Origin of the sequence: Janibacter zhaoxuefangae (genome assembly GCF_050271985.1) — a bacterium.
Classification (GTDB): Bacteria; Actinomycetota; Actinomycetes; order Actinomycetales; family Dermatophilaceae.
In genome coordinates this window covers 1,864,854-1,884,470 of the sequence record NZ_CP189849.1, presented here as the reverse complement: position 1 = coordinate 1,884,470, position 19,617 = coordinate 1,864,854, and the positions used below count along the sequence as shown (strand labels likewise).

Here is a 19,617-nt window from a genome sequence, read left to right as displayed (position 1 = left end):
TTCCGCCGTGGCAGGCACTAGACACGGGGCATGACCAGTTACGAGATTCCCCGGCCCACCAACGGCGACGTCGTCGACCTGATCGTCACGGACCACCGGCTCTTCGAGGACCTGCTGCGCGAACTGCGCGACGCCACGGCCGATCGGGCTGCCGCCCGGGCGGCGCTCGCGGAGGTGGTCATCGCCCACGGCGAGGCCGAGGAGGAGCAGGTCTACCCGCAGCTCCACCGCAAGCGCGCCATCACCGGCGAGGAGGCCGAGCACGGCGAGGAGGAGCACGCCGAGGGCAACGAGGCGCTGCTCGCCCTCCTGAAGTGCAAGGGCACCGACACGGACAAGTTCGACACCGCCGTGGAGGAGTTCGCGACGGCGCTGACGCACCACATGGGGGAGGAGGAGCAGACGATCCTCAACCCCGCCCGCCAGGAGGTCAGCGAACAGGTGCGCCAGGACCTCGGCGTCGCCTGGGCCACCCACCGCAATCGCCTCCTCGAGGAGGGCTGTGCCTCCATCGAGCAGGTGCAGGCCATCGTCGACCGCGCCACGAAGGAGGGCCTCCTCCCGCCCGAGGGCGAGAAGGAGGACGAGGAGAAGGAGAAGGACTGACCGTCCGTCCTCGCTTGCTAGCGTGATCCCCGTGACTCGACGCTGTGTGTGCCCCGGCTCCTACGATCCCGTGACCGCGGGCCATCGTGACGTCATCGTGCGCGCCGCCGCGCTCTACGACGAGGTCGTCGTCGCCGTCCTGCACAACCCGGCCAAGGCCGGCACCTTCACGATCGAGGAGCGGATCTCCCTCATCGAGGAGGCCGCCGAGGGACTCCCCAACGTGCGGGTGGCCGCCTTCGCCAATCGGCTCCTCGTCGACGTCTGCCGCGAACTCGACTCGGACGTCGTCGTCAAGGGGCTGCGCGGCGGGACCGACTTCGCCTACGAGATGCCGATGGCGCTGATGAACCGGCACCTGACGGGGCTCGAGACGGTCTTCCTCCCGGGCGCCCCGGAGTTCGAGCACATCTCCTCGTCCCTGGTGAAGGAGGTCAGCCGCTTCGGCGGCGACGTCACCGGGATGGTCAGCGACCGGGTCCGCGACGCGCTCCGCACCCGGCTCGACCGACCCGAATCGGCGAACTGACGCCGGGAGCGGGCGCGCATTTGGGCTGCGGGCTCCTGCTCCGGTAACGTTGTGTGTCGGTCTGCGTCAGGTGACGTGACCGAGCCCTTCGACGACTGTGGAGCCATGACCCGCATCAACCCCAGCTCGCCCTTGGTGGTCGACACCAAGCAGGTGGGCCGCCGACCGGGGTCGATGAAGGAACTGGACCGCACCGTCGGAGCACCCGCCGACTTCGGTACCGAGGTTCTCCGGGTCGCAGAGGGCCAGCCGATGGAGCTGGAACTGCGACTGGAGTCCGTGGCCGAGGGTGTGCTGGTGACCGGTTCGGTCCACGCCACGGCAACCGGCGCATGCGTGCGGTGCCTGGATCCGATCGATCACCCGATCGACTCGCGTTTCCAGGAGCTGTTCGTGTACGCCGATCGCGCCGAGCACCACCGTGAGGTGGCCTCGGAGGATGACGACGACGAGGAGTTCAGGGTCGAGGACGATTACATCGATCTCGATCCGGTGCTCCGGGACTCGGTGGTGCCTGCACTGCCGTTCCAGCCGGTGTGTCGGGAAGACTGCCCCGGTCTGTGTTCCGAATGTGGAGCCAGGCTGGCGGACGACCCGGACCACCACCATGACGTGATCGACCCCAGGTGGGCGGCGTTGGAGGCACTCTCGCCTCTGAGCCAGACCCGCGAAGACGAAGAGAAGAGGAACTGACGTGGCTGTCCCGAAGCGGAAGACGTCGCGATCCAACACCCGTTCGCGCCGCGCGAACTGGAAGGCCGCGCCCGTCGCCATGACGACCTGCCCGCAGTGCAAGGCCCCGTCGCAGCCGCACATCGCGTGCCCGTCCTGCGGCAACTACAACGGTCGTCACCTTGCGGCGGCCGAGCGCACCGAGCACCAGAACTGATTCGCCGCCCCGCGTGAAGAGCACGCGCGGACGCGCATCTCAGCAGCGGCCCGTCGCCGCGTTCTCGAGCATCCTCACGGAGGTCTCGGGAGCCGTGGTCGACGAGCCGCTGCTGTTGCGTGCCCTGACGCACCGATCGTGGGCCTACGAGAACGACAACGCGCCGCACAACGAGCGCCTCGAGTTCCTCGGCGACTCCGTGCTGGGGCTCATCGTCACGGACGCGCTCTACACGACGCACCCCGATCTGCCCGAGGGGCAGCTCGCGAAGTTCCGCGCCGCGGTCGTCAACATGCGGGCCCTGGCCCAGGTCGCCGTCACGATCGATGTCGGCGACTTCGTGCTGCTCGGGCGCGGTGAGGAGTCGACCGGCGGCCGCGAGAAGGCCTCGATCCTCGCCGACACCATGGAGGCCGTCATCGGGGCCACCTACCTGTCGGCCGGCATGGAGGGCGCCTCGCGCCTCGTGCACCACCTGCTCGACCCCCTTCTCGCCGCGAGCGCCACGCTCGGCGCCGGGCTGGACTGGAAGACGAGCCTGCAGGAGATCGGGTCCCTGCACGACGTCGGCGTGCCCGAGTACCGGACGAGTGAAGAGGGCCCGGACCACGCCAAGAGCTTCACGGCGGAGGCGGTCCTCGGCGGCGTTGTCTACGGCCGAGGCGCCGGTCGCACCAAGAAGGACGCCGAGCAGCAGGCCGCCCAGGAGGCCTGGCTCGCCATCGATGCCGCGCACCGCGCGAGCGACGCCCCCAGCGCCTGAATCACCCCTTCCGGGTGGCCTCCAGCGCCGCGATGAGCGAGGCGGAGTCGTGTGGCCCCGTGTGGCGCATCCCGCCCACGAAGAACGTCGGCGTCTGCCGCGCCCCGCTCGCCTCCGCGCTGGCCACGTCGTCCCGCACGGCGCGGGCCACGTCCTCGTCGTCGAGGTCGCGCACGAAGGTCTCCATGTCCAGACCGAGGTCGCCGGCGTAGCCGACGAGGTCCTCGAAGTCGAGCTCGCTCTGGTGGGTGAGCAGCAGCTTGTGCATGTCGTGGAAGTGACCCTGCCGGCCCGCGGCCTCCGCGGCCAGGGCCGCCAGATCGGCGCGCGGGTGCTCGGGCAGCGGCAGGTGCCGTGACACCCACAGCAGGTCGTCGCCGAAGTGGCGACGCACGTCCTCGCCGACGCCGGTGAGAGCGGCGCAGAAGGGGCACTCGAAGTCGACGTACTCGACGACGACGAGTGGGGCGTCGGGACGGCCGACCGTGTGATCCGTGGCGGGGTCGACGGGCGGATCGAGGACGGTCGGCAGCGTCGCGTCCCGCTGACCCAGCAGTCGGGCGGCGAGCTGGAAGGCGATCGCGCCGGTGGCGATGGCCAGCGCCGCGGCGATGAGCACGCCGACGGTGGCCTCCGCCTGCAGCGCCTCGTCGTCGAAGGCGAGATGGATGATGAGCAGGGACACGGTGAAGCCGATCCCCGAGAGGGCCGCCCCGCCGAGGACGTGTCCCTGGCCGACGCCTTGCGGCAGCGAGCCCCAGCGCAGTCGCGTGGCGAGGATCGAGCCGAGGCCGATGCCGACGAGCTTGCCGAGCACGAGCCCCACGACGACGCCCCACGTCACGCGGGAGTGGAGGGCATCGGTGAGGACACCACCGCGCAGGTCGACGCCCGCGTTGGCGAGGGCGAAGAGGGGAACGATGACGTAGCCCGTAGCTCCGTGCAGCAGCTCCTGGAGGCGCTCGTTGACGGAGATGGCCCTGGCCAGGCGGCGGGCGGCCGTGCGCCCCATGCTCGCCCGCGGGGACTGGCGGAAGGCGCGGACCTGGGTCGCGGCCCGTTCGACGTCGTCGCGGTTGGGCCCGAAGGCGGGCACGAGCAGCCCGGCGAGCATGCCGGCGATGGAGGCGTGCAGGCCCGCCTTCACCGTCGCGCCCCACAGGACGAGGACGACGAGGATGTAGGGCGCGGACCGCCAGGCGCCGAGGGCGTCGAGCAGGCGCAGCGCGATGAGGCAGCCGGCGGCCAGCGCCAGCGGACCGAGGTGGAGCTCGTCGGAGTAGACGAGGCCGATGACGGACACCGCGACGATGTCGTCGATGACGGTCAGGGTGAGGAGGAAGACCCGCAGTTGGGTGGCGACGGCGGGGCCGACGATGGCCAGGGCGCCGAGCATGAAGGCGGTGTCCGTGCCGATGACGATGCCCCAGCCGGCGGCGGCCTCACCGGACGGATTGATCGCGAGGTAGAGGGCCGCCGGGACGAGCATCCCGCCCAGGCCCGCGACGAGCGGCACGATGAGCCGTCGACGCTCGGTCAGCTCGCCGAGCGCGAACTCGTGCCGCACCTCGAGCCCGACCATGAAGAAGAACGCGGCCATCAGGCCGTCGTTGATCCAGTGCCGCAGGTCCATGTCGAAAGCGAGGTCGCCGACCCGGATGCTGCCCGGGGTCTCCCAGAGCGCCGTGTAGGCGCCCGACCGCGGGGAGTTCGCCCAGAGCAGGGCGAGGAGCGTCGCGACGACGAGTAGCCCGGCGCTGCTCGACTCCTTCCGCAGGTAGGAGCGCAGCGGCCCCGACACCTGACCGGAGAACATCTCGGAGCGGCTGCGGCGGTCCTGCCAGATCCCCTTCACCCGTGGAGCCTAACGAGGAGGCGAAGGTCGCCCACGAGGGTCCCCGCCGGGCGACGCCTCGCGTGCGGCAGGCTGGTCCCATGAGTCGCCCACGCGCCCGCGCCGCACTGACCTCGGGCGGGGGGATCTGACATGCCGGAACTGCCGGAGGTCGAGGTCGTGCGCCGTGGCCTGGCCGATCACGTCGTCGGCCGGCGGATCGAGAGCTTGGAATTGCGCGGGCAGCGCGTGGCCCGGCGCCACCTGCCGGGACCGGCCGACCTCGGGGCGCGCGTGGCCGACCGGGTCGTGCTGCGCGCCGATCGCCGCGGCAAGTACCTGTGGCTCGCACTGGGGGAGCCGGAGGGTCCCGCGGAGGACGGCCTCGTGGTCCACCTGGGGATGAGCGGCCAGCTCCTCGTCGAGGGCCCGAGTGCCCCCGACGAGCGGCACCTGCACGCACGCTTCTCCTTCGCCGATGACGGCCCCGAGCTGCGGTTCGTCGATCAGCGGACGTTCGGTGGGCTCGCGCTGTCCCCGCTGACCGAGGCGGGTCTGCCCGAGTCCGTGGGGCACATCGCCCGCGACCCGTTCGATCCGGACTTCGATGCCGCCGCCGTCGCGCGCATGATCAAGGGGCGCACGAGCGCCATCAAGCGGGTCCTGCTCGATCAACGCGTGGTGTCGGGGATCGGCAACATCTACGCCGACGAGTCGCTCTGGCGCGCGGGCATCCACGGGGAGCGGCCGGCCTCGACCCTGACCAAGCCCGCCATCGAACGGCTCCTCGGACATGCCCGAGCCGTGATGGATTCGGCACTCGACCAGGGAGGGACGAGTTTCGACGCGCTCTACGTCAACGTCAACGGCGCCTCCGGCTACTTCGACCGGAGCCTCGCGGCCTACGGTCAGCAGGGCCGTCCGTGCCCACGCTGCGGGACCCTCATCGTCCGCGAGCAGTTCATGAACCGCTCGTCGTTCTCGTGTCCGCGCTGCCAGTCCCGGCCTCGGCCGTCGCGGGCCTGACCGAACGACCGGCCATCGCTTGGCTGCGAGTCCGATAAAGCAGGGCCCAGGGCTACGAGGTCCCAAGGGCGAAGCGCGACCCGTGACGGGTGCCCGATCTCAACCCGAATGCTGCCGCGCTCTGCTGATCTTTGGGAAGCAGCCCAGAGCAGTGGGCAGGCCGACTACTGCCAAGACACCGACGGGTAGACGCTTTACCTCGCACTCGATCAGGTGACGAATCTGTACGACCAGAGCCGACGACCGTTGGAGTACCTGAAAGCAATCCATGTCCGCGCTGGCGAGTCTGCATTTCACGGCAGGGTTACCCCCGCAGGGCCCACATCGGGCTGGCTTCCGTCATGACGGCACAGAGGACGCAGCACTGACAGCCCTGGCCGACCACAAGGTCGGCGTCGGGGTCGCTACGTAACGGACCTTGTTCCGTGAGTCGATCTGTTAGCCCATGCCTCTTACCCCTATTGACAGGGGTAAGAGGCATGGGTAATGTATGGGTCATTGGAGGGCACAAGGCTCTCCTTGACGAAGGGAGATGGAGATGCCCGATGTGACAGTTCCGGTTCCGGAAGAGCGTGTCCCAGAGTTCTATCGGTTCTTCGGCGCGTGGCTGGCGGGCGATATCGCTAGCTCGATGCCTACAACCGATACCCGGGGCGAAGGTGGCGTGAAGCCTTGGGTAAACAACGACAATGACCTGGGCCTGGCCCAGGAGATCTGGCAGAAGCTCTCTCCATCGGCCAAGGCGATGTTCGACCTGCTCATGGAGGAGCCGGGCCAGAAGATCAGCGGCGACGTCATCGCGGAGAAGCTCGATATCCCGAAGGGAAAGTACGGCGTCGCAGGCGTCCTGGCTTGGCCGAAGCGCTACTGCATGGCTGTCGAGCGACGCCAGCCGGCTCGGTACGAGGACAACCCGAACGCTGGCAGCGGAAACTACTGGATCGATCCCGAGGTTGCCGACCTGTTCAAGCAGGCTCGCGACTCTTTGAAGTAGTCGCGCTGAGACAGGAGAACGCCCTCCTCCGACCTAGACCTTCGGAGGAGGGCGTTCTGCGCGCGTAGAGTACCCATTCGACCGCTCTCATCGAACTGGGCGGACCGGCGAACCTCCAACCTCTGACAGAGGCAGAACTCTTGCTGCCGTGACGAGGCCGTCGGGGTGCTCGTTAGTTTGGGGTCGTACCCCACCCCTATGGGGTCTGAGGCCTGGGAGGTTGCCCGTGTATCCGGTCGCTACGTACTGATTGAACCCAGAGGGCCCGAAGCCAGAGACCGAATGAAGGGCTGCTAGAGCGTGTCCACTGATCGCCAGATGGTTGGGGACGGCTGCTCATATTGCCCCGCTTGGGCGCTTGCCGCTCTGGAACCAGACCAGTTGAGCGTGACCCGTGTCGATCACTTACGCAAGCCCTGACCTCAGGGGAGCGGCAGGTCCTTGAGCTTCGGCTTCTTGCCCGTGTGCGCCTCGGAGAGGTCGGCGAGACCTTGGCGGATCGTGCTCGCGTAGAGGTGCTGTCCCGTCAGGCTGGGGTGGATGCCGTCGGGCTGGAGTTGGTCGGGGTGGCCCGCGACGGCCTTGTCCCAGTCGGCGATCCCGACGTTGTCGTAGTCCGCGGCGATTTCGGCCAGTGCCTTGTTGTCGTCGGCGGCGCGGGCCAGCCGCGACCCGTGGATCGTCACGAGGACGACCATGCGTCGCGGTCCGAGCTCGTCGAGGATCGTGCGCAAGGCCTCCTCGTCGACCCCGGCGTTCGTCCCGAAGGCGAGGACGACGGCTCGACGGGTGGTCGCACCCGAGGAGGTGACGGCCTTGAGCCCGTCGCTCCAGCGACGGTTCGACTTGGCGTCGAGGCGGATCCCGGGGAAGTAGTACTGCAGGGCGGGGACGCTCCCGACGACCATGGAGTCACCGAAGACGTCGATGGACGTGCCCGTCGGCATGGCGAAGATCTTCTTGGCGTCCGCGCTGGTGCCCGAGTCCTTGTCCGGCGACGTGGCGGCGGACTTCTCCTTGCCCAAGTCCGCGCTCTCGCGCGTCGTCGCGCCCTGCGCCGCAGCGGCGTTGGCCTCGATCATGCGCTGCGTGGACGACTTCTCCGGTGCGGTCGCGATGACGATGGCGGTGACCAGCGAGACAGCCACCAGAGCACCGAGTACGACCTTGCCGCGCCGCGAGGAGGGTCGTCCGATGAAGGCGAGCGTCCGGCGCAGGGACCCGCGGAACCCATGTCGGCGCACGGGGGTCTCGAGGAAGGTGTACGACAGGTCGGCCAGGGCCAGCGTCGCGACCACGGCCCAGACCTTGGTCCAGACGTAGTCGCCCGTACCCGGTGAGGCCGGGATGTCCTGACCGACGACGAGGATGACCGGCCAGTGCCAGAGGTAGATGCCGTAGGAGCGGGCGCCGATCCACCGCAGGGCCGGGAACTCGAGGACGGTCCGCAGGCGGCCGGGGCGGTCGACGGCGCCGGCCACGAGGACCGTCGTCGCGGCGGAGGCGAGCAGGATGCCGCCGCGGAAGGTGAAGGGGTGATCCTCCGTGGCCACGAGGAAGAGGCCGCCGAGGACGAGAAGCGCGCTGAGGAGGATCGGCCGACGGCGGCGCTCCCACAGGGGGGAGTCGAGCCCGGCCCGATCCGGTCCGGCCAGGCTGAAGGCGAGGGCCGCGCCGAGCATGAGGCCCATGAGGTGGGTGTCGGTGCCGTAGTAGACGCGGGTCGCGCCCTCGGCCGGGTCGAATTTCGTCGCCATGAGCAGGGCCGAGCCGAGGCCGGCGGCTCCGGCAAGGGCGGCACGCGCCCGCCACGAGGGGACGACGGCGAGCAGCAGGAGGGTCACGAGCGGCCACACGAGGTAGAACTGCTCCTCGACGGCGAGCGACCAGAAGTTCATGAACAGCTGCGGCGAGGTCGCGGCGAAGTAGTCGGTCCCCGCGGCGATCTCGAGCCAGTTCGACGAGAAGGTCAGCGCGCCGAGGGCCTGACGGCCGATGGCGACGAGCAGGTCACCCTCGACGAGGCGCGCGAGCAGGATGCATGCCGGGACGACGAGCAGCAGCGCCGGCAGGAGCCGTCGGGCGCGGCGCTTCCAGAAGCCACCCAGGTCGACCCGACCGGTCTCGGCGCGCTCTCGCACGAGCAGGGTGGTGATGAGGAAGCCCGACACGACGAAGAAGACGTCGACCCCGAGGAAGCCACCGGGCAGCCAGCGTGGGTCGAGGTGGAAGAGGAGGACGGCGATGATCGCCAGCGCGCGCAGGCCGTCGAGGCCGGGGAGGTGACGGGGGCCAGCCGCGCCGTGCGCGCGCTCCGAGATCGGGCGGCGGCGCTGGGTTGCGTGTGACTGTTGTGACTGGTGTGACGAATGTGACTGCTCGCGGACGTCGAGGGCTTCCCGGGCGTCGGGTGGCGTTGTCGCTCCCGGCTCGGAGAATCGGTGCCTCGTCTCCTGCGTCACCTCGTCCTCTTCGTCGGGCACACCGAGGGAAGGTGTGCACGGGACGACACTAGGGAGCCGATCCGACAACGTGGGGGAGCCACACCGGGGGTGCCTACGATTGGCTCGTGACCGCCGCCGACCAGCCCGCCACCCGGCGCGTCACCGTGTTCGTCCGCGGCCGGGTCCAGGGCGTGGGCTTCCGCTGGTGGACGCGCGCCCGCGCCCTCGAACTCGGGCTCGTCGGGCACGCGCGCAACATGGACGACGGCCGCGTCGAGGTGCTGGCCCAAGGTGCCCCCGACGCCTGCGACGAACTCGTGACCCTCCTTCGCGAGGAGCCCTCGACCCGGCGGCGCCCGGGCCGGGTCGACGCCGTGGTCGTCCAGAGCGGCACGCTCCGCCCCGGTCTGACCGGGTTCGTCGAGCGTTAGCTCGCAGACGGTTCCGAGCGGTAGCTCGCAGACGGTTCCGAGCGGTAGCTCGCAGACGGTTCCGAGCGGTAGCTCGCAGACGGTTCCGAGCGTTAGCTCGCAGACGGTTCCGAGCGCTGGCGAGCTGTAGCGTCGGCACATGGACGCCGCCAACGACCCGCAGCTCTCCCCGCACGACGAGGAGATCGTCGCCTTCTGGCAGGAGGCGCGGGTGCGCGGTCACGTCAGCGGCGTCGACGCCGTCACGGGTCACACCGCCCGCGACACACTGCCCCCGCCGGCGTGGTCCTTCGGTGGCACCCCGGAGCAGGCCGACGCGCTGCTCGCCCTCGTCCTCGATGGCACGAAGACGGCCACGGCCGGAGCGCGCTGGGACTACGAGGCCGAGGGGGAGGACCTGCCGGAGCCGGGCGACCTGTCGATCGTCCTCGACGGCGCTGGTCACCCCCGCGCACTCATCGCCGTGACCGATGTCGCCGTGGTCCCCTTCGACGAGGTGGACGCCGAGCACGCCGCGCTGGAAGGGGAGGGCGACCTCAGCCTGTCCCACTGGCGCGAGGTGCACCGCGAGTTCTTCACCCGCTTCGCGGTCCACGACAAGGGATTCCGCGACGACATGCCCGTCGTGTGCGGACGCTTCCGGGTCCTCTTCCAGCGCTGAGCCGTTGCCCGCCCGTGTCACGACGTGGAAGGTCGCCCGGTCGCCGGCGCGGGCGACCTAGGCTCACCCCGTGAGCGAGATCCCCGACGAGCTGCTGCGCCTGCGCTCGAGCATCGACAACATCGACGCGGCACTGATCCACCTGCTCGCTGAGCGGTTCAAGGCGACGCAGCAGGTTGGCGTGCTCAAGGCCCGCGAGGACCTGCCCCCGGCGGACCCGGCCCGCGAGGAGCGCCAGATCACCCGCCTTCGCGCGCTCGCCGACGAGGCGGGCCTCGACCCCGTCTTCGCGGAGAAGTTCCTCAACTTCGTCATCGCCGAGGTCATCCACCACCATGAGCGGATCGCGGGCACCCAGAACTAGGGCCGTGCTCGCCTGACGGGCTCCCGGGACCCGCGCGGGTACTCTGGGGCAACTTCTCCGTCCGGCTGGCAAAGGAAACCTGGGTTCGTGTACGTCAAGAGCCTCACGCTCAAGGGCTTCAAGTCCTTCGCCTCGGCGACGAACCTGCGCCTCGAGCCCGGCATCACGTGCATCGTCGGCCCCAACGGCTCCGGCAAGTCCAACGTCGTCGACGCGCTCGCCTGGGTCATGGGCGAGCAAGGGGCCAAGACGCTGCGCGGCGGCAAGATGGAGGACGTCATCTTCGCGGGCACGGCCGGGCGGTCGCCGCTGGGCCGCGCCGAGGTGACGATGACCATCGACAACACCGACGGCGCCCTCCCGATCGACTACACCGAGGTGACGATCAGTCGGACGATGTTCCGCAACGGTGGCTCGGAGTACGCCATCAACGGCACCTCGTGCCGCCTGCTCGACATCCAGGAGCTGCTCTCCGACAGTGGCATCGGTCGCGAGATGCACGTCATCGTCGGTCAGGGGCAACTCGACGCGGTCCTGCGGGCCACGCCCGAGGAGCGCCGCGGCTTCATCGAGGAGGCTGCGGGCGTCCTCAAGCACCGCAAGCGCAAGGAGAAGGCGCTCCGCAAGCTCGAGACGATGGAGGTCAACCTCTCCCGCGTCGCCGACCTCACCGGCGAGATCCGTCGTCAGCTGGGCCCCCTCGGTCGTCAGGCCGAGGCGGCCCGGCGCGCCGCGGTGATCCAGGCCGACGCCCGCGACGCCCGCTACCGCCTCCTCGCCGACGACCTCGTCCAGCTCACGGCGACCCTCGAGGCGGAGGTCGCGGACGAGACCGCGCTGCTGCGCCGGCGGGCGGCTCTCGAGGACGCTCTGACGGAGATCCGCTCCCGCGTCACGGACACCGAGCGCATCCACCAGGAGGCCGCCCCCGAGTTGGCCCGCGCCCACGACCGCTCGACGCGGCTGCGGTCGCTGCGTGACCGGCTCGAGTCGACGGCCTCGGTCGCGGCCGAGCGCGTCCGACTGCTCAGCGAGGACGACCAGGAGGAGACCACCTCCGGGCGCGATCCCGAGGAGCTGCGGGCCCAGGCCGCGCAGGCACGAGCGGCGGAGCAGGAGCTCCAGGCCGAGGTCGACCGCGTCACCGAGTCGTTGACCACGGCAGTCGCCGCACGCGAAGGGGCGGAGCGGGCGCTCGCGGAGGAGCAGCAGCGTCTGGCTCGGCTGGCCCGGGCCGCGGCGGACCGCCGCGAGGGCCTGGCCAAGCTGGCCGGCCAGGTCGGTGCCCGGCGCAGCCGCATCGAGGCGGGGGAGGCCGAGATCGGTCGCCTCGAGGCGGCCATCGCCGCCTCGCTCGAGCGGGCGGCCAAGGCCGAGCGTGAGTTCCAGGACCTCGAGGGCTCCATCGCCGTGGACGAGGGCAGCGAAGAGGGCCTCGACGCGGCCTACGAGAAGGCGAACGCCGCGCACGAGCAGGCGCTCGCCGAGGTCGAGCGCTGGGTCGAGGCCGAGCGCACCGCCGACCGCGAGCGGACCAACGCCGCCGCCCGGCTCGAGGCCCTCGAGCTGAGCCTGCGGCGCAAGGACGGCGCCGAGAGCCTCCTGCAGGCCTCCCACGAATCGCACGGCATCGTCGGCGCGCTCGCCTCGCTCCTGCAGGTCGACGGTGGGCACGAGGGTGCCGTCGCCGCGGCCCTCGGGTGGGCCTCCGACGCCATCGCCGTCAGTTCGGCCGAGGGCGCCGCAGCGGCCCTGGGCACCCTGCGCGAGGAGGACGGCGGCCGCGTCGCCCTCCTCGTCGGCTCCACGGCCCCGCCGACCGACCCCGCCACGTGGCCCCAGCTCGACGGCTCCGCCCGCTGGGCCCGCGAGGTCGTCACCGCGCCCGCGGAGGTCCGGCCGGCCGTCGAGCAGCTGCTTGAGCGCGTGGCTCTCGTGCCCGACGCCACCCACGCGCTCGCCCTGGTGGCGCGCGGCGAGGGGATCACCGCCGTCACCGACGACGGCGACGTCTACGGGCCCGGCTGGGTCCGGGGCGGGTCCAGCGCCGCGCCGAGCCTCCTGGAGATCCAGTCCGCGGTCGACGAAACCCGTGCCGCCGTCGCCGCGGCGACCACCGCGGGGGAGCGGGCGACCTTCGAGCGCACGTCGGCCACCCACCGCGCCAACGAACTGGCCGACACGGTCGACGCCGCACTCGAACGCCTGCACGACTCCGACGCGCGCATGGCCGCCGTCGCCGAGAAGCTCGGCACCCTCGGCGCGACCATGCGTTCCGCGCGCGGCGAGGCCGAGCGCACCGAGCGTGCGCTCGCCGAGCGCAGGACCACCTTGGAGAGCGACCAGGTCGAGTTCGCCGAGCTCAACGCGCGTCTCGAGGAGGCCAGCGCGGAGCCGGTCGAGGTGGACACCGACCCGGAGGACCGGCGGGAGGACCTTGAGCTCGCCGCGAGCCGGGCCCGCACCGCAGAGACCGAGGTTCGCCTCACGCTGCGCACGAAGGAGGAGCGCGCCCGGGCCTTGCACGGTCGGGCCGACTCCCTCGAGGGTGCCGCCCGCAACGAGCTCGCCGCCCGCGAGCGGCTGCGCGCCCGTCAGGAGCGCCGCCGCCGCGAGGCCACGGTCGCCGCCGCGGTCCACGACGCCGCGACCTTCGCCGTCGCCCGGGTGGAGGCGGCGCTGTCCCTCGCCGTCGCGCAGCGCGACCGGGCCGACGCCGCCCGGGTCGAGCGCGAGCAGGGCCTGAGCACGCTGCGCCAGGAGCTGACGGTCCGGCAGGACGAGCTGCGGGAGCTGACCGACACGGTCCACAAGGACGAGGTCGCCCGTGCCCAGCAGATCGCCCGGATCGAGCAGCTGCAGGCGAAGGCGATCGAGGAGCTCGGCGTCGACCCCGAGGCGCTGATGGAGGAGTACGGGCCGCACCAGCCCGTCCCGCACATCGCCGGACCGGACGAGGACCCGGAGTCGGACGACTTCCCCGAGCCCGCCCCCTACGTGCGCGAGGTCCAGGAGAAGCGACTGCGGTCCGCCGAGAAGGGGCTGCGCGCCCTCGGCAAGGTCAACCCGCTCGCCCTCGAGGAGTTCGCCGCGCTCGAGGAACGCCACACGTTCCTCACGACCCAGCTCGAGGACCTCAAGCAGTCGAAGAAGGACCTCCTCGACATCGTGGCCCAGGTCGACGAGCGCGTCGAGCAGGTCTTCACGGAGGCCTTCCACGACACCGCCGAGCAGTTCGAGCGCGTCTTCTCGAGGCTCTTCCCCGGCGGTGAGGGACGTCTCGTCCTCACCGACCCCTCGGACATGCTCACGACCGGTCTCGAGGTCGAGGCCCGCCCGCCGGGCAAGAAGGTCAAGCGGCTCTCGCTGCTCTCCGGTGGCGAGCGGTCGCTCGTGGCCGTGGCGTTGCTCGTGGCGATCTTCAAGGCCCGGCCGAGCCCCTTCTACATCATGGACGAGGTCGAGGCGGCCCTCGACGACACCAACCTGGGGCGCCTGATCACCCTCTTCGAGGAGTTGCGCGACTCGAGCCAGCTCATCGTCATCACCCACCAGAAGAAGACGATGGAGATCGCCGACGCGCTCTACGGCGTCTCGATGCGCGGGGACGGCATCACGACCGTCGTCTCCCAGCGCATCCGCGACGCCTCGCCTCAACCGGCGTAGGTCCCGGCCGCTCGGTTCGCCGAGAGTTCACCCGATGCGCCGCTCCCGTGCGGGGTGTCGAGTTGGTCGGGACCCTGCCGACGGGTGAGACTGCACCCATGGCTCCTGTGATCATCGGTCTCGCACTGTGCATCGTGCTGTCCGTCGCCGTCCTCCTCATGGTTGCCGTGCCCGCACGTCGTGAGGGCCGTGACCTGCTCACCCCGCGCGGGGAGAAGGTCGTGGTCAAGGTCCGGCAGGGCACCGAGTCCGCCGCCGCGCGCACGGGCGACCTGATCAGCAGCGCCCGCTCGAGCGCACGTCGCGAGAGCGCCTGACGGCAGGGCGATCCCGCCGACCCTCGAGCCGCTGGCTCGGGGGTCTTCCCATGTGCGGCTCCGGGTCCGGTCGTGGCCGATCCGGGGTGTGGTGCTCGGGCCGCCCACTTCTTTGACAAGATGCCGGTGTGATGGGAATCGACGAGCTCTGGGAATACTTCGCTGTCGCCTTCGGGCTGCTGGCCGTCTTCGGGGGGCTGATGCTCGGCCTCCTCCGCGGCCGCGGAGGAGACACCAAGGACCTGCCCCGCGAGCGGCAGGCGCCGCCGACGACGCCAGGGCGCGAGCCCGCCGGTCAGGGTGGGGGAACGGGCGGGGGTGGGTCGACCGACACGCTCGACCGGCCGACGACCACCGCGCCGGAGCCCGAGCTCACCGAGCCGGACGTCACCGACACGACCCCGACCACCCCGACCCTCGAGCGGCCCGAGGCCGCGGGCGGCCGCCTTCGTCGCCTGCGCGCCCGTCTGGCCCGCTCCAACTCGACGCTCGGCAAGGGCCTGCTGGCCCTGCTCTCCCGCGGCGGACTCGACGAGGAGGCGTGGGAGGACGTCGAGGACACCCTGCTGCAGGCCGACCTCGGCCTCGAGGCCACCAACGAGCTCGTCGAGTCCCTGCGGACGAAGGTCGCGGTCAACGGCACGACGGACGAGCCCACCGCGCGTGGCTGGCTCCGGGAGGACCTGCTGGCGCTGCTCGACCCCGACCTCGACCGCCGTGTCGCCGCGAGCCGCGTCGACGGTCGCCCGGCCGTCGTCATGGTCGTCGGCGTCAACGGCACCGGCAAGACGACGACCGTCGGCAAGCTGGCCCGCGTGCTCGTCGCGGAGGACAAGGACGTCGTGCTCGGAGCGGCCGACACCTTCCGCGCCGCCGCGGCAGACCAGCTCGAGACCTGGGGCGCCCGCGTCGGTGTGCCCACCGTGCGCTCCGACCGTGACGGGGCCGACCCGGCCGCGGTCGCCTTCGACGCCGTCAAGGCGGGTGCGGAGATGGAGGCCGACGTGGTCCTCATCGACACCGCTGGCCGTCTGCACAACAAGGCCGGACTGATGGACGAGCTCGGCAAGGTCAAGCGCGTCATCGAGAAGCAGTCCCCGATCGACGAGGTCCTCCTCGTCCTCGACGCCACCACCGGCCAGAACGGCCTCAAGCAGGCCGAGGTCTTCTCCCAGGTCGTCAACGTCACCGGCATCGTGCTGACGAAGCTCGACGGCACAGCCAAGGGCGGGATCGTCGTCGCCGTCCAGCGACAGCTCGGCGTCCCGGTCAAGCTGGTCGGCCTCGGCGAAGGACCCGACGACCTCGCGCCGTTCGACGCGGCCGCGTTCGTCGACGCCATCCTGGAGTGACTGACCGCGTGCCCGGCCGCGTGGTCAGCGAGCCGGCGACCTCCCTCTCCCGCACCGGCCGCACCTGGCGACTGGCCGCGACGGGCGTCGTCGGCGCCCTCTTCCTGACCGGCACCTTCGTCGGTGACGACCCGTGGTGGCCCTTCGGTCCGTGGCGGATGTACTCGACCTCCACGAAGGCCACCGGTGCGGTCTGGTCCACGGGCGTCCAGATCACGACGGCGAAGGCTCCGGGAGAGTGGGTCGACACCAACGCGACACCCCGCAACATCGGGATCAACCGGGCCGAGCTCGAGGGCCGTTTCGACCAGATCGAGGCGGACTCGTCGATGCTCGCGACCCTGGCGGAGGCGCACGCGCGCCTGCACCCCGAGGACGACGCGTGGACGGGCGTGCGCATCGTCCGGCGCCAGTTCGTCATCGAGGACCGCCAGCCCACCGGCGAGGTGCGGATGGACGTCTTCTCGACGTGGGAGGAGGGCCGATGAGCGCCGTCGCCCAGCGGATCACCGGCTGGCTCTTCGAGCCCGCGCCCCTCGCCCGGGTGGCCTGGCTGCGAGTCCTGACCTACCTCTTCGTCGTCGTCGACGTCCTGCACCTGCACACGTCCGGCTGGTACCACGGGTACGCCGACGAGGTCTGGTACCGCCCGCTCATCATGGGCGAGCTGCTCGGGCTGCCCGCGGCCACCGTCGTCCTCGTCAACGTGCTCAAGTGGGGGACCGTCCTCGCGGCACTCGCCGCCCTCAGCGGCCGCGCCCCGCGGCTGCTCGGCTGGACCGTCGCGGTGGGGTGGATCTGGTACCAGTACGTCGCCTTCGCCTACGGCAAGGTCGACCACGACCGGGCCGACTTCGTCATCGCGCTCCTGCTGCTCCCGACCGTCGGCCTGGCCACCCTCCGCGACCGTCGCCGTTCGGAGGCGGCAGGCTTCGCCCTGCGGGGTGTGCAGCTCATGGCGATCTCGACGTACTTCCTGTCGGCGTTCGCCAAATGGCGCTTCGGCGGGCTGGACTGGGTCAACTCGGCCACGATGGTGCGTGCCGTCCTGCGTCGCGGGACGCCCTTCTCCCATTGGCTGCTCGAGACCTTCCCGTGGACGCTGCACTGGTTCCAGTACGTCCTCTTCGCGGCCGAGCTCACCTCGCCGGTGATCTTCTTCCTGTCCGAGAAGTGGCGGCGCCGCGTCGTGGCGGCGTGGTTCGCCTTCCATGCCGTCACCTATGCGTCGATCACGATCGCCTTCTGGCCGCACCTCGTCATGATGCTGGCCTTCCTCCCGCTGGAGGAGTACGCGGAGCGGGTTCGCGGCCTGTGGGAGCGCCGCCGTCCGGGCGTGCGTGCTGAACCCGACCAACAGCGGCCCGCCGCGCGCTGAGTCTGCCGACCTCCGAGCGTCAGCTCGGGCGCTGCGACGCCGGCATCGAGCAGGCGGGGGTCCCTCCGGGGAGCCGGTGACGGTTCGCCGCGACCCAGCGGTAGACCGCGCCCGCGAGCTGGTTGACCCCCGGCAGCAGCAGGGCCCAGCCGGCGGGCCGCAGCCACCAGCGACCGGCGATGAGCAGCCGCGCGACGGCGTCCTGAGCCGCGCTCACGGTGCCGTCGGCCGCCACCCACTGGAGCGCCTCGTCGCACTGCTGCGCGGTGACGCCGAGGGCGTCGAGGTCGAGGTACTGGTAGGCGCCGATGACGTAGTCGTCCGGGCGGCGGCGAACGTGCCGCGACACCACCCCGGAGAGCTTGGTGCACACGCCGCAGTCGCCGTCGTAGATCAAGGTTGGGCTCACCTCTGAAGTCTCGCACCTCGCCCCGCTGGTCTCAGCACCTGGGACCGAGAGCAGTGCGTCACGCGGGATTTACACGCCGACGCATCCGGAAACGTCCCCGTAACGAGCGGGCGCGACGTGGGTAACGACGGACGCGCAGAGTCCTGCCTCATGACAGCAACGATGGTCCTCGCTGAGGACGTACCAGTGATCAATGAGGCGGCCACGGCATTCATGCTCCTGTGTGCCGCACTCGTCCTCCTCATGACGCCCGGCCTCGCCCTCTTCTACGGCGGCATGGTGCGGGCCAAGTCGGTCCTCAACATGATGATGATGTCGTTCGGCGCCATGGGCGTCATCGGCGTCATCTACGTGCTGTGGGGCTACTCGATGTCCTTCGGTGGCGCTGATGTCGCCGGCATCTTCGCCAACCCCTTCGACATGTTCGGCCTCAAGGGCGCCGTCACCGACGGCAAGGTCGTCGACGCGGCCGGCACGAGCGTCATCGACGTCTTCGGCGTCGGTGTCTACATCCCCGAGATCCTCTTCGTCGGCTTCCAGCTCACCTTCGCCATCATCACGGTGGCCCTCATCTCCGGTGCCGTCGCCGACCGCGTGAAGTTCGGCACCTGGCTCGTCTTCTCCGGCCTGTGGGTCACGCTGGCCTACTTCCCGCTCGCCCACATGGTGTGGGGCGGTGGCCTCCTCTCGGGTGCCGAGTCGGGCCTCTCCGCGAAGATCTTCGGTGCGACCGACGGCGTCGCCAACATCCTGCCGATCGACTTCGCCGGTGGCACGGTCGTGCACATCAACGCCGGTATGGCCGGCCTCGTCCTCGCCCTCATCGTCGGTGTCCGCAAGGGCTTCGGGAAGGTCGCGATGCGCCCGCACAACCTGCCGCTCGTCATGATCGGCGCGGGTCTGCTGTGGTTCGGTTGGTTCGGCTTCAACGCGGGCTCCGAGCTCGCCGCGGACGGCCTCGCCTCCCTCGTCTGGGTCAACACCACCGCCGCCACGGCTGCGGCGATCCTCGGCTGGCTCCTGGTCGAGAAGGTCCGTGACGGCCACCCGACCTCTCTCGGTGCCGCCTCCGGTGTCGTGGCCGGCCTCGTCGCCATCACGCCCGCCTGTGGCGCGCTGTCGCCCGTCGGCTCCCTCATCCTGGGTGCGGTCGCCGGTGCGCTGTGCGCCCTGGCCGTCGGCCTCAAGTTCCGCTTCGGCTACGACGACTCGCTCGACGTCGTCGGTGTCCACCTCGTCGCCGGCCTCTGGGGCACCATCGGCGCCGGCCTGCTCTCCACGACGACCGGCCTCTTCTACGGCGGCGGCGCGAAGCAGCTCGTCATCCAGATCGTGATCGCCTTCGGCGCCCTGCTCTTCACCGCGATCGTCACGGCCGTCATCGGTCTCGCGCTCAAGGCCACCATGGGCTGGCGCATCGACGAGGACGCCGAGGTTGCGGGCATCGACGGTGCCGAGCACGCCGAGTCCGGTTACGACTTCGGCGGCCTGGGCGCCCGTGGCGCTGGCTCCACGCCGGCACACGCGGGTGGCCTGTCCTCGAACATCCCGTCCACCGGAACGAAGGCCACGGAGGTCATCGCATGAAGCTCGTCACCGCCATCATCAAGCCCCACCAGCTCGACGAGGTCAAGGAGGCCCTGGAGGCCTACGGCATCGCCGGCATGACGGTCAGCGAGGCGAGCGGCTACGGCCGGCAGCGCGGCCACAGCGAGGTCTACCGCGGCGCCGAGTACAACGTCGACTTCGTGCCGAAGATCCGCCTGGAGGTGCTCGTCGAGGACGTCGACGCCACCGCCGTCGTCGACGTCATCGTCAAGACGGCCCAGACGGGTCGGATCGGTGACGGCAAGGTCTGGACCGTGCCGGTCGAGGACGTCGTCCGCGTCCGGACGGGCGAGCACGGCGCCGAGGCTCTCTGAGTCGCGGCACCACCCGCACCACCGCTGTCGCA

The 19,617-nt window shown here is 70.7% G+C and carries 20 protein-coding genes; 17 read left to right on the top strand and 3 right to left on the bottom strand.

Going from position 1 to position 19,617, the window contains the following annotated elements:
- Positions 1–30 precede the first annotated feature (30 nt).
- The 5 genes from ACQBAS_RS08880 to rnc all read left to right on the top strand — a co-directional run bounded on the left by ACQBAS_RS08880 (position 31) and on the right by rnc (position 2,787).
- Positions 31–606: a hemerythrin domain-containing protein gene (locus ACQBAS_RS08880; RefSeq protein ID WP_427383440.1), complete on the top strand. Its 576-nt coding sequence runs from the start codon at positions 31–33 to the stop codon at positions 604–606.
- Positions 607–676: 70 nt separating this feature from the next.
- Positions 677–1,135 carry a pantetheine-phosphate adenylyltransferase gene (gene coaD, locus ACQBAS_RS08875; RefSeq protein ID WP_427383439.1) on the top strand — a complete coding sequence of 153 codons (459 nt, stop codon included), beginning with the start codon at positions 677–679 and terminating at the stop codon, positions 1,133–1,135.
- A 105-nt stretch (positions 1,136–1,240) separates the two neighbouring features.
- Entirely contained in the window at positions 1,241–1,828 is a 588-nt protein-coding gene (locus ACQBAS_RS08870; protein WP_427385609.1) for a YceD family protein, read from the top strand.
- A 1-nt stretch (position 1,829) separates the two neighbouring features.
- The gene (rpmF, locus tag ACQBAS_RS08865) at positions 1,830–2,024 is read left to right on the top strand and encodes a 50S ribosomal protein L32 (protein ID WP_427383438.1); all 195 of its coding nucleotides are present in this window, start codon (positions 1,830–1,832) and stop codon (positions 2,022–2,024) included.
- 13 nt (positions 2,025–2,037) lie between these two features.
- On the top strand, positions 2,038–2,787 hold the full coding sequence (gene rnc / locus ACQBAS_RS08860) for a ribonuclease III (RefSeq protein ID WP_427383437.1): 750 nt from the start codon (positions 2,038–2,040) through the stop codon (positions 2,785–2,787).
- A 1-nt stretch (position 2,788) separates the two neighbouring features.
- Here the strand turns inward: rnc and nhaA are convergent, their stop codons facing one another.
- A complete protein-coding gene (gene nhaA, locus ACQBAS_RS08855; protein WP_427383436.1) occupies positions 2,789–4,642 on the bottom strand; it encodes a Na+/H+ antiporter NhaA in 1,854 nt (617 codons plus the stop codon).
- A gap of 132 nt (positions 4,643–4,774) precedes the next feature.
- Between nhaA and mutM the strand changes: the two genes are divergently transcribed.
- Positions 4,775–5,647 (top strand): bifunctional DNA-formamidopyrimidine glycosylase/DNA-(apurinic or apyrimidinic site) lyase, encoded by an 873-nt coding sequence (mutM, locus tag ACQBAS_RS08850; RefSeq protein WP_427383435.1) that lies wholly within the window; start codon positions 4,775–4,777, stop codon positions 5,645–5,647.
- 532 nt (positions 5,648–6,179) lie between these two features.
- Positions 6,180–6,641, top strand: a complete 462-nt coding sequence (locus ACQBAS_RS08845) for a DUF6416 domain-containing protein (RefSeq protein ID WP_427383434.1) — start codon at positions 6,180–6,182, stop codon at positions 6,639–6,641.
- Positions 6,642–7,063: 422 nt separating this feature from the next.
- Here ACQBAS_RS08845 and ACQBAS_RS08840 read toward each other — a convergent pair whose 3' ends face one another.
- A complete protein-coding gene (locus tag ACQBAS_RS08840; RefSeq protein ID WP_427383433.1) occupies positions 7,064–9,124 on the bottom strand; it encodes an acyltransferase family protein in 2,061 nt (686 codons plus the stop codon).
- A gap of 86 nt (positions 9,125–9,210) precedes the next feature.
- On the opposite strand from ACQBAS_RS08840, the gene ACQBAS_RS08835 reads away from it, so the two are divergent.
- From ACQBAS_RS08835 to ACQBAS_RS08800, 8 genes are all read left to right on the top strand, one after another.
- Complete coding sequence (locus ACQBAS_RS08835; RefSeq protein WP_427383432.1) at positions 9,211–9,516, top strand: acylphosphatase; 306 nt, start codon at positions 9,211–9,213, stop codon at positions 9,514–9,516.
- Between the two features lie 139 nt (positions 9,517–9,655).
- Complete coding sequence (locus tag ACQBAS_RS08830; RefSeq protein ID WP_427383431.1) at positions 9,656–10,177, top strand: ASCH domain-containing protein; 522 nt, start codon at positions 9,656–9,658, stop codon at positions 10,175–10,177.
- A 70-nt stretch (positions 10,178–10,247) separates the two neighbouring features.
- Positions 10,248–10,541: a chorismate mutase gene (locus ACQBAS_RS08825; RefSeq protein WP_427383430.1), complete on the top strand. Its 294-nt coding sequence runs from the start codon at positions 10,248–10,250 to the stop codon at positions 10,539–10,541.
- Positions 10,542–10,628: 87 nt separating this feature from the next.
- Complete coding sequence (gene smc, locus ACQBAS_RS08820) at positions 10,629–14,207, top strand: chromosome segregation protein SMC (RefSeq protein WP_427383429.1); 3,579 nt, start codon at positions 10,629–10,631, stop codon at positions 14,205–14,207.
- A gap of 98 nt (positions 14,208–14,305) precedes the next feature.
- Complete coding sequence (locus tag ACQBAS_RS08815; protein WP_427383428.1) at positions 14,306–14,524, top strand: hypothetical protein; 219 nt, start codon at positions 14,306–14,308, stop codon at positions 14,522–14,524.
- Between the two features lie 131 nt (positions 14,525–14,655).
- Positions 14,656–15,876: a signal recognition particle-docking protein FtsY gene (gene ftsY / locus ACQBAS_RS08810; protein ID WP_427383427.1), complete on the top strand. Its 1,221-nt coding sequence runs from the start codon at positions 14,656–14,658 to the stop codon at positions 15,874–15,876.
- A complete protein-coding gene (locus ACQBAS_RS08805) occupies positions 15,873–16,364 on the top strand; it encodes a hypothetical protein (RefSeq protein ID WP_427383426.1) in 492 nt (163 codons plus the stop codon). Before ftsY ends, ACQBAS_RS08805 begins: the two co-directional genes overlap by 4 nt.
- Positions 16,361–17,254 (top strand): hypothetical protein, encoded by an 894-nt coding sequence (locus tag ACQBAS_RS08800; RefSeq protein ID WP_427383425.1) that lies wholly within the window; start codon positions 16,361–16,363, stop codon positions 17,252–17,254. The genes ACQBAS_RS08805 and ACQBAS_RS08800 overlap by 4 nt, the downstream gene beginning before the upstream one ends.
- 19 nt (positions 17,255–17,273) lie before the next feature.
- On the opposite strand, the gene ACQBAS_RS08795 is transcribed toward ACQBAS_RS08800, so the two are convergent.
- Positions 17,274–17,663 carry a thiol-disulfide oxidoreductase DCC family protein gene (locus ACQBAS_RS08795; protein ID WP_427383424.1) on the bottom strand — a complete coding sequence of 130 codons (390 nt, stop codon included), beginning with the start codon at positions 17,661–17,663 and terminating at the stop codon, positions 17,274–17,276.
- A gap of 150 nt (positions 17,664–17,813) precedes the next feature.
- On the opposite strand from ACQBAS_RS08795, the gene ACQBAS_RS08790 reads away from it, so the two are divergent.
- Together ACQBAS_RS08790 and ACQBAS_RS08785 are read left to right on the top strand one after the other, a co-directional pair.
- The gene (locus tag ACQBAS_RS08790) at positions 17,814–19,250 is read left to right on the top strand and encodes an ammonium transporter (RefSeq protein ID WP_427383423.1); all 1,437 of its coding nucleotides are present in this window, start codon (positions 17,814–17,816) and stop codon (positions 19,248–19,250) included.
- A complete protein-coding gene (locus ACQBAS_RS08785) occupies positions 19,247–19,585 on the top strand; it encodes a P-II family nitrogen regulator (RefSeq protein WP_427383422.1) in 339 nt (112 codons plus the stop codon). Before ACQBAS_RS08790 ends, ACQBAS_RS08785 begins: the two co-directional genes overlap by 4 nt.
- Positions 19,586–19,617 lie beyond the last annotated feature (32 nt).